Raw genomic sequence first — 8,510 nt, forward strand, 5'->3', positions numbered from 1 at the left:
GTGAAGGTCGGCTGCGTCGGACTCGGTGACATCGCCCAGAAGGCCTACCTTCCGGTGCTCGCCCACCAGCCCGGAGTGGAGCTGCACCTGCAGACCCGCACCCCCGCGACCCTCGACCGGGTCGCCGACGGCCTCCACCTCCCGCCCGCGCGGCGCCACGCGGACCTCGGCTCCCTGATCGCCCAGGACCTCGACGCGGCCTTCGTGCACGCGCCCACCGAGGTCCACCCCGAGATCGTGAACCGGCTCCTGGAGGCGGGCGTACCGACGTACGTCGACAAGCCGCTCGCCTACGAACTCGCCGATTCCGAGCGGCTGGTGGCGCTCGCCGAGGAACGGGGCACGAGCCTCGCCGTCGGCTTCAACCGGCGCTTCGCCCCCGGTTACGTCCAGTGCGCCGACCACCCGCGCGAGCTGATCCTGATGCAGAAGAACCGCGTCGGACTGCCCGAGGAACCCCGCACGATGATCCTCGACGACTTCATCCACGTCGTCGACACCCTGCGCTTCCTGGTGCCCGGCACGGTCGACGACGTGACCGTGCGCGCCCGCACCGAGGACGGGCTGCTGCACCACGTGGTGCTCCAGCTCTCCGGGGACGGCTTCACCGCGCTCGGCGTGATGAACCGGCTCAGCGGCTCGGCCGAGGAGATCCTGGAGGTCTCCGGGCAGGACACCAAGCGCCAGGTGGTCAACCTCGCCGAGGTGGTCGACCACAAGGGGCAGCCCACCGTGCGCCGGCGCGGCGACTGGGTGCCGGTGTCGCGGCAGCGCGGCATCGAGCAGGCGGTGCTCGCCTTCCTGGACGCGGTCCGCGCGGGCGAGGTGCTCAGCGCCCGGGACGCGCTGGCGACCCATGAGCTGTGCGAGCGGGTGCTGCGAGCGGTCCACGAGCGCTCCGCCTGATCCGCAGCACCTCGGCGACGCCCCAGACCACGAGGACCATGGGGGCCCCGTACAGCGACCAGTCGCCGAAGCGGACGTAGGGCGTGGTGCCGTGCGCCAGTGGAACCTCGTACACCCGCGCGGCGGCGGTGTCCGTGCCGAGCCGCGGGCCGACGGGCTCCCCGCCCGGCCCGTACACCGCGGAGACGCCCGTCAGGGTCGCGTGCACCATCGGGCGGCCGGTCTCGGCGGCGCGCAGCGCGCCGAGCGAGGCGTGCTGCGCGGGCGCCCAGCTCTGCTGGAACGTCGACGTGGAGGACTGGGCGAGCAGCACGTCGGCGCCGTCCTCGGCGAGATGCCGGCTCATGTCGGGGAACGCGGACTCGAAGCACACCATCGGGCCGATCCGCGGCCCGTTCGCCGTGTCCATCACCACCTGCTCGGAGCCCTGCCGGCGGTCCTCGCCGGCCGCCTCGCCGACGGAGGTCGCCCAGCCCAGCAGGGAACGGGCCGGAATGTACTCGCCGAACGGGACCAGCCGCATCTTGTCGTACCGGTCGCCGGTCGGACCGTCCGGGCCGATCAGCACCGAGCTCTTGTAGATACCGGGCTTGTCCGACCGCCGGGCGTCCACGTTGACCAGGAGTTCGGCGCCCGTCTCGCGGGACAGCGCGGCCAGCCGCCGCGCCAGGTCGGGCCGGTCCCCGAGGTCGAAGCCGACGCTGCTCTCGCCCCAGACGACCAGGCCGACGTCCTGCCCGGCGAGCTCGCGCGTGAGCTGTTCCTCGCGGTCGAAGCGGCGGTCCGCGCTGTCGGGTCCGGCGACGACACCCGGCTGCACGAGCGCGATCCGCACCCGGTCGTCGGTGCCGGGCCGGGGCGAGAACACCCAGGCGGCGGAAGCGGCGGCGGCCGTGGCGACGAGCCCGGCCAGGGCGGGCACCCGGGCCCGCCGGACCGCGACCAGCACGGCCACGGCGACGTTCAGGGCCACCACCAGGAAACTGAGCAGCCAGGTCCCCCCGACCGACGCCAGCCGCAGCGCGGCCTCCACCTGCCACTGGCTCGCACCGAGCACGCCCCAGGGGCCACCGAGCCCCTGCCAGGAGCGGACGAGTTCGATCGTCAGCCACCCCGACGGCACCACGACGAGCGCGGCCGTGACCCGCCCGCGCGACGGCACCCCGCCGAGCAGCCGCCGCACCAGCCACCCCCACGGCGCCCACAACGCGCCCAGCAGGACGGCGATGACGAACGTGAACACGTGCAGATTCGGCAGCAGCCAGTGGTGCATGGCCAGCATGAAGCCGAACCCGCCCCACCAGCCGTCGCAGGCCGCCCGTCTCCCCGTAGGAGCGGTACGGGCCAGCAGCACCCACGGGACCAGGGCGACGTAGGCGAACCACCACAGGGACGGGGCGGGAAAGGCCAGGACGGGCAGGGCGCCCACGACCGCGGCGACGGTCGAGCGCCGCCAGGGGGAGGTGAGCCAGTGGCCGAGCGTCTTCATAGGCCCCTCCCTACCCCATGGTGCCTCCAGTGTGCGTCCCCTCGGTGATCCGGGACGGCGCATGCCGGGGTCAGCCGGTCACAGGATCCGTCCGCGGATCGGGCAGGCGGCGCCACTTCTCCCGTACGACCACCTCGCTCAGCCGCCAGCCGTCGTCCGTGCGCAGCATCGCGAAGGCGCACCGGCCGCCGCGCACGAGGTCCAGAGCGGCGAAGGCGCCGTCCTGCCCGGTACGGCCCATCGGATTGACGTAGTCGGCCTGCACCTGGGCCGTGTCGCCGGTGTCCTGCTCCCAGACCCCGAACCGCACCCGCCGGTTGACGATCAGGTGCTGCCGCACGGGGAAGCCCCCGAGGCTGTCCGCCAGCCATCCGGCCACCACCCGGGCGGTGCCCTCGATGCCGCCGGCCGAGCGGTAGTCCGCCCGCCCGTCCGGGGTGAACAGCCCCCGGTACGCCTCCCAGTCGCCGTCGTCCACGGCCACCGCGTACTCGGTGACGAGCCCGTCCACGGCCAGCCGGTCCCTCACGGTCGCGAGCTCCACACGCTGCGTCATCGGCTCAGTGTTGGCCATGGCACGTGCGCAGCCAAGGGGGCGTGCGCGGATATTCACTGGCCTTCGCCCTGTTGCGCGGCCGAGGCTGTACGCCGTGAACGATCAGCCGACCGGACAGCACCCGAAATTCGAGGTGCGCGCCCGCCACACCGAGTCCACCGTCACCGTCTACCAGGCCTACCGCCCGGAAATAGGCCGCGCGGCGGCAGGCCACGGCCGCTTCCCGTCGTCGTGGAGCAGGGAGCGCATGACATGGATCAAGCCGTCGTTCCTGTGGATGATGTACCGCTGCGGGTGGGGCACGAAGGAGGGCCAGGAGACCGTGCTGGCCGTGGAGATCAGCCGGGAGGGGTTCGTGTGGGCGCTGCGGAACGCGTGTCTGTCGCACTACGTGCCCGCCCTGCACGGTGACGGCGGCACCTGGAAGCGGGAGCTGCGGAAGGCGCCCGCGCGGGTGCAGTGGGACCCGGAGCGGGATCTGCGTCTCAACCCGTTGCCGTACCGCTCGCTCCAGCTGGGGCTCGCCGGGGAGGCGGCCGCGCGGTACGCGGACGAGTGGATCGTGGGCATCGAGGACGTGACACCGCTCGCCGCCGGGATCCGTGCCCTGGTGGGGGAGGGGCAGCTCGACCGTGCGGCCGGGCTGCTGCCCGAGGAGCGCCCCTACCCCCTCGACGACGAGGTGCTCGCGCATCTGCGAGCCTGAGGATCTTCGTCCCGCGCTCTTCGCGCTCTTCGCCTGGAGGTACTCATGAAGCGTCTCGTCACGGTGGTCACCGGTGGCAGCCGGGGGATCGGTGCCGCGACCTGTCTGCGGCTCGCGGCGGAGGGGCACGACGTGGCGGTGAACTACGTCCGGGACGCCGAGGCCGCCGAGGACGTGGCGCGGGGGGTGCGGGCGGCCGGGGCGCGGGCCGTGACCGTGCGCGCGGACACGTCCGTCGAGGCGGATGTCGACCGCCTCTTCGAGGTGGCGGAGCGGGAGCTCGGGCCGCTGACAGGGCTGGTGAACAACGCGGCGGTGACGGGGCCGCTGGGGCGGTTCACCGAGGTCGGGACGGACGTCCTGCGGCGGGTCGTCGACGTCAACCTCATCGGCACGCTGCTGTGCTCGCGGCGGGCGGCGCAGCTCATGACGCCCCGGGGCGAGGGTGTGATCGTGAACATCTCCTCGGGGGCCGCCACCCTGGGCAGTCCCGGCGAGTTCGTGCACTACGCGGCGACGAAGGCCGCCGTCGACACCCTGGCCCTCGGCCTGTCCAAGGAGCTCGGCCCGGACGGCATCCGGGTCAACGCGGTCGCGCCGGGCGCGATCGACACGGAGATGCATGCCGCCATGGGAGCCCCGGACCGTGCCCGGGAGATGGCCGGGAGCATCCCGCTGCGGCGGGCGGGACGGGCCGAGGAGATCGCGGCGGCCGTGGCGTGGCTGATGTCGCCGGAGGCCTCGTACACCACGGGGACGGTGCTGAGAGTGGCGGGCGGGCGCTGAGCCGCGGCGCGGGGGAGGGTCAGGCCGCCTTGACGACCCGGCCGCGGATCGCCGCCGCCCACTCGACCACCAGCAGTTCGTACTGCTCGCGCTCCTGGGCGGACAAGGACCCGCCCGCGCGCAGCCACAGCGCGCGGATCTGCTCGTTGACCTCGGCTGCGGACCGCGCGGAACCAGGGGTCACTAAATCGGGGGACATGCGGACAAGCCTAGGGCCAGGGACTGACAGTGCGCTACCGGACGGCTACGCGCACCGTATGTCTTCGGTCACGTGCCCGAGTCACGTTCCCGCCGGGGAGGCGTGTTCCCCGCCGGGGCTCAGCCCGCCGACTCCGCCGCGTGCGGGCTGAGGGCGCCCGTGGCGACCAGCACGATGATGACGACGCCGAGCGCGAGGCGGTACCAGACGAAGGGCATGAAGCTCTTGGTCGAGATGAACTTCATGAACGAACTTATGACGACTTTGACTGGGCGGATTTGACCTGCTGTTTTCCACCACTTTTCAAGATCGAATGCGAGAGCAGTGGGAGATGGCACCTTCCAGTGCTCTCCCTCGCTGGCCGCGAAGTGCAGCCACCTGGTTTGCAGGGGTAACGTGCGAGTAGAGACCTTCCACGCCGGCGACCTCGTGGCCCATGCGGGTGGCGTTGATGGTGAGGCAGACGTCGCCTTCTGGGATGCGGTCAAGCGCGAGAACTCGGCGGTTGTGGCCGAGGAGTTGGGGCCAGATGCAGAGGCTCTGCACACGGTGTTGCCGGCCTTGTCGTCGTCGTGGCGGCGGCGTGAGCGGCAGCGTCGGAAGGTACAGCGCTGGCTTTACCGGGTGGACTGGAAGCCTCTTCCCAATTCGCGGGCACAGGAGTCGTTGCAGGGCGGCTGGCTGCTCGTAGTCCCGCAGGGCCGTTGCCCTTGCCGGAAACCTCATCCGGCCTGGTTGCGCAGCATGCTGGTACTCGTGAAGGAGGCCGCCGAGTCGGTCGGTTCGATGTATGTCGAGGCGGGTGATTTCGTCCGGATCGGTGATCGGTGATCGGTGATCGGTGATCGGTGATCGGTTCGGGGAGCGGGTGCAGCGGGCAGGTGTTCGCGATGCCCTGGTGCGGCCGGTGCGCGTTGTAGAACTGCTCGAACTCCCGCAGTGCGTGGAGGAGATGTCGCTGGTTCCAGATCAGGGTGCGGTCCAGCAGTTCACGGCGGCAGGTCTGCACCCATCTCTCCATGATGGAGTTCATGCGGGGGATCCGGATGCCACTGAGCACGGCCTCGATCCCCGCGTCGGCGAGGATCGTGTCGAACAGTTCGGGGAACTTCCCGTCCCGGTCCCTGATCACGTAGCGGGCCTGGCAGCCGGCGTCCTGGAGATCCATGACGAGGTTCCTGGCGGCCTGCGCCACCCAGGAGGCGGTCGGGTGCGCCGTCGCGCCCAGGACGCGGATGCGCCGGCCGGCGTGCCCGATCACCGCGAACACGTACAGCCGCGTCCCGGACAGAGTGATGGTCTCGAAGAAGTCACACGCCAGCAGGGCATCGGCCTGGGAGCGCAGGAAGTCCGCCCAGGTACTGGACGTCCGCTCGGTGCCGGCGGGATCCCGGCGTCCTTGAGGATCTCCCAGACCGTGGACGCCGCCACTTTCACGCCGAGGACGAGCAGTTCACCGTGCAGGCGCCGGTAGCCCCAGGTCGGGTTCTCGCGGGCCAGGCGCAGGATGAGAGCGCGGATCGAGCGCACCGTGCGCGGCCGTCCCGAACGTTTCGGACGGGAACGGGCCGCATGGCGGCGCGCGAGAAGATCACGGTGCCGGCGCAGCACCGTGTCCGGCCGCACCAGCAGCCGCACCCCGCGCAGCACCTCCGTCGGCAACCGGCGCAGCAGCGCGGCCAGGAACACCCGGTCACTCGGGGCGAACCGCACCCGATCCCGGCCGAGCTGGCGTTCCAGCACGGTGATCTGATGACGCAGCGCGAGGATCTCCGCGTCCTTGTCCTGGTTGCTCACCGGCAGCAGCCGCCGCAGGGCGAACACGTTCGCCACACCCAGATAGGCAAGTCGAAGCAGCACGACCGGCCATCATGCCGGGGCACTCACCAGGTGCCCGGAGCACCCGCCCAAGCGCCCGCGCTCGACACCACCCGTACACCAGCCCTCACCAGGACGGATGAGTTTTTCGGCAGGGGCACCGCCTCCTTGCAGGCCGTGCCGCAATGACGATCTCGCCCTGCTGCTGGAGTCGACGACCTGAGGTGTCTATTTCCAGCTTTGGGAGCGGATTCTCCTAATGAGGCCCAAGTGTTGTGAGGAATCGTATGATGCGTCAGAACCGCACACGAGTAGGGCACTTGAGGCGGTTGCAGCCGCCTGGGCCATCCGGGGCTCGGGCCTCACCGCTCGGGGGACGTCGTTGTACCTTGCCTGCCTGTACGCGGAGAACTTCCGGATCTTCGGCGCGGCGCCGCAGAAGGACGGTGACAACGACGCCAGTCTGTGCCTGGACTTCGGTCCCGCCACGAACGTCCTCGTCGGCGAGAACGACAGCGGCAAGACGGCCATCATCGATGCGATCCGCCTCTGCCTGCTGACGACCGCGGCTGACTTCTACCGCATCACGCGCGACGACTTCCACGTCGGACCGGGCGGCCGAGCAGGCACCTTCAAGATCACCTGTGGCTTCAAGAACCTGACGACAGAAGAACAAGCGGTCTTCCTGGAACTGCTCACCACCGACGACGACGGCAACGTCGCCCTCTATGTCACCGTCAAAGCGGAGCTGATGGAGCCGCTGCCTCCCCACAGGGTCTCGGTAACCACTCGCACGGGACGCGACGGGCAGGGACCCGCTCTGGACGGTGCCGCCCGCGAACTGCTGAAGGCCACCTACCTGCGCCCGTTGCGGGATGCCGAGGCCGAACTGCGCTCCGGCCGGGGATCGCGGCTGTCGCAGATCCTCGCTGGCTACCCGGCCATGCGCGCCCAGGGCGCGGACGACTTCGACAAGGAGGATGACAGCGCCACCACCCTGGTCGGCATCCTGCGCCGCGCGGAACGCCACATCGGTGACAACGAGGCGGTGGCCGCGGCCCGGAACGACATTAACACCGGCTACCTGAACAAGTTCTCCATCGGTTCCGACGTCCTGCGCGCCGAGATCGGCGTCGCCGGTGACGCTACCCTGGCCCGTGCGCTGGAGCGGCTGGAGCTGACGCTGTTCGCGGGAACGGGGGAGTGGACCCGGCACGGTCTGGGCTACAACAACGCTCTGTTCATGGCTGCCGAACTGGTGCTGCTCAGCAACAGCGCCTTCGCACCCCTGCTGCTGATCGAGGAACCCGAAGCCCACCTCCACCCGCAGCTGCAGACCCGCATCATGGACCTCCTGCGGGATCGTGCCGAGGCCGCCAAGACGGCCCGGACGCCGCCGGTCCAGGTCGTCCTCACCACCCACAGCCCCAACCTGGCCTCGGCCATCCCGGTCGAACACCTCACACTCGTCGCCCGCGGATCGACCTTCCGCCTGGCCCCGGGACTGACCTGTCTCGACGAGGGCGACTACGCCTTCCTCACCCGCTTCCTCGACGTGACCAAGGCCAACCTGTTCTTCGCCCGCAGCGTCGCCATCGTCGAAGGCGACGCCGAAGCCATCGTTTTGCCCGCCCTCGCACAGGCTGTCGGCCGGTCGTTCAGCGAATGCGGCGTCAGCGTCGTCAATGTCGGCGGCGTCGGTCTCTTCCGCTACAGCCGGATCTTCCAGCGCGAGGGCGAGCAGATACCGGTCGCGGTGGCTTGCATCCGGGACCGGGACCTGGTGCCCGCTGGCACTTCGGAGGAGATGCGCAAGCAGCTGAAGTGCTCGGCGGAGATGACCGGGCAGCAGATCGCCGATCACGTCGCAGCGCTGAAGGAAAAGGACAGCGGCCACGTGCGCACCTTCGTTTCCGACCACTGGACGTTGGAGTACGACCTGGCCGCAGCGTCCTGTGAGGTTCCCCCGCTGTGCGGGGGTGGCTGACTAGCTGGTCAGGGAGGTTTGACGTGGCTTCAGGTTCACTTGTTCGGTCGGTGCCTGGATGGC

Annotated in this window: 9 protein-coding genes and 2 pseudogenes; 5 read left to right on the forward strand and 6 right to left on the reverse strand. The window is 70.4% G+C overall.

Going from position 1 to position 8,510, the window contains the following annotated elements:
- Positions 1-906, forward strand: coding sequence for a Gfo/Idh/MocA family protein (locus ACIA6T_RS33685; RefSeq protein ID WP_399450316.1), 906 nt, complete (start codon positions 1-3; stop codon positions 904-906).
- Here the strand turns inward: ACIA6T_RS33685 and lnt are convergent.
- Positions 830-2,395, reverse strand: coding sequence for an apolipoprotein N-acyltransferase (gene lnt, locus ACIA6T_RS33690; RefSeq protein WP_399450317.1), 1,566 nt, complete (start codon positions 2,393-2,395; stop codon positions 830-832). The two genes, ACIA6T_RS33685 and lnt, sit on opposite strands and share 77 nt — an antisense overlap.
- A 70-nt stretch (positions 2,396-2,465) precedes the next feature.
- Positions 2,466-2,951 carry a nuclear transport factor 2 family protein gene (locus ACIA6T_RS33695; protein ID WP_399450318.1) on the reverse strand — a complete coding sequence of 162 codons (486 nt, stop codon included), beginning with the start codon at positions 2,949-2,951 and terminating at the stop codon, positions 2,466-2,468.
- Positions 2,952-3,045: 94 nt separating this feature from the next.
- Here ACIA6T_RS33695 and ACIA6T_RS33700 point away from each other — a divergent pair, with 94 nt between their 5' ends.
- A complete protein-coding gene (locus tag ACIA6T_RS33700; RefSeq protein ID WP_399450319.1) occupies positions 3,046-3,657 on the forward strand; it encodes a DUF4291 domain-containing protein in 612 nt (203 codons plus the stop codon).
- Positions 3,658-3,702: 45 nt separating this feature from the next.
- Positions 3,703-4,443 (forward strand): SDR family NAD(P)-dependent oxidoreductase, encoded by a 741-nt coding sequence (locus ACIA6T_RS33705; protein WP_399450320.1) that lies wholly within the window; start codon positions 3,703-3,705, stop codon positions 4,441-4,443.
- 19 nt (positions 4,444-4,462) lie between these two features.
- On the opposite strand, the gene ACIA6T_RS33710 is transcribed toward ACIA6T_RS33705, so the two are convergent.
- Entirely contained in the window at positions 4,463-4,642 is a 180-nt protein-coding gene (locus ACIA6T_RS33710; protein WP_085570927.1) for a hypothetical protein, read from the reverse strand.
- Positions 4,643-4,761: 119 nt separating this feature from the next.
- Positions 4,762-4,902, reverse strand: a pseudogene (locus tag ACIA6T_RS33715) (undecaprenyl-diphosphatase); the annotation flags it as partial.
- Positions 4,903-5,038: 136 nt separating this feature from the next.
- On the opposite strand from ACIA6T_RS33715, the gene ACIA6T_RS33720 reads away from it, so the two are divergent.
- Positions 5,039-5,473, forward strand: coding sequence for a hypothetical protein (locus ACIA6T_RS33720; RefSeq protein ID WP_399450321.1), 435 nt, complete (start codon positions 5,039-5,041; stop codon positions 5,471-5,473).
- Between the two features lie 103 nt (positions 5,474-5,576).
- On the opposite strand, the pseudogene ACIA6T_RS33725 reads toward ACIA6T_RS33720, so the two are convergent.
- A pseudogene (locus ACIA6T_RS33725) lies at positions 5,577-5,810 on the reverse strand (hypothetical protein); the annotation flags it as partial.
- 89 nt (positions 5,811-5,899) lie between these two features.
- Positions 5,900-6,502: a helix-turn-helix domain-containing protein gene (locus tag ACIA6T_RS33730; protein ID WP_399450322.1), complete on the reverse strand. Its 603-nt coding sequence runs from the start codon at positions 6,500-6,502 to the stop codon at positions 5,900-5,902.
- Positions 6,503-6,842: 340 nt separating this feature from the next.
- Between ACIA6T_RS33730 and ACIA6T_RS33735 the strand changes: the two genes are divergently transcribed.
- Positions 6,843-8,447: an ATP-dependent nuclease gene (locus tag ACIA6T_RS33735; protein ID WP_399450323.1), complete on the forward strand. Its 1,605-nt coding sequence runs from the start codon at positions 6,843-6,845 to the stop codon at positions 8,445-8,447.
- Positions 8,448-8,510: the final 63 nt, after the last annotated feature.

Origin of the sequence: Streptomyces sp. NPDC051740 (assembly GCF_044453165.1) — a bacterium.
GTDB classification, from domain to species: Bacteria; Actinomycetota; Actinomycetes; order Streptomycetales; family Streptomycetaceae; genus Streptomyces; species Streptomyces atrovirens.

What these genes read in the sequence shown, in the direction of transcription:
- ACIA6T_RS33710 (WP_085570927.1), bottom strand. Translation starts at nt 4,642, where the DNA reads ATGTCCCCCGATTTAGTGACCCCTGGTTCCGCGCGGTCCGCAGCCGAG.
- ACIA6T_RS33705 (WP_399450320.1), top strand. Translation starts at nt 3,703, where the DNA reads ATGAAGCGTCTCGTCACGGTGGTCACCGGTGGCAGCCGGGGGATCGGT.
- lnt (WP_399450317.1), bottom strand. Translation starts at nt 2,395, where the DNA reads ATGAAGACGCTCGGCCACTGGCTCACCTCCCCCTGGCGGCGCTCGACC.
- ACIA6T_RS33695 (WP_399450318.1), bottom strand. Translation starts at nt 2,951, where the DNA reads ATGACGCAGCGTGTGGAGCTCGCGACCGTGAGGGACCGGCTGGCCGTG.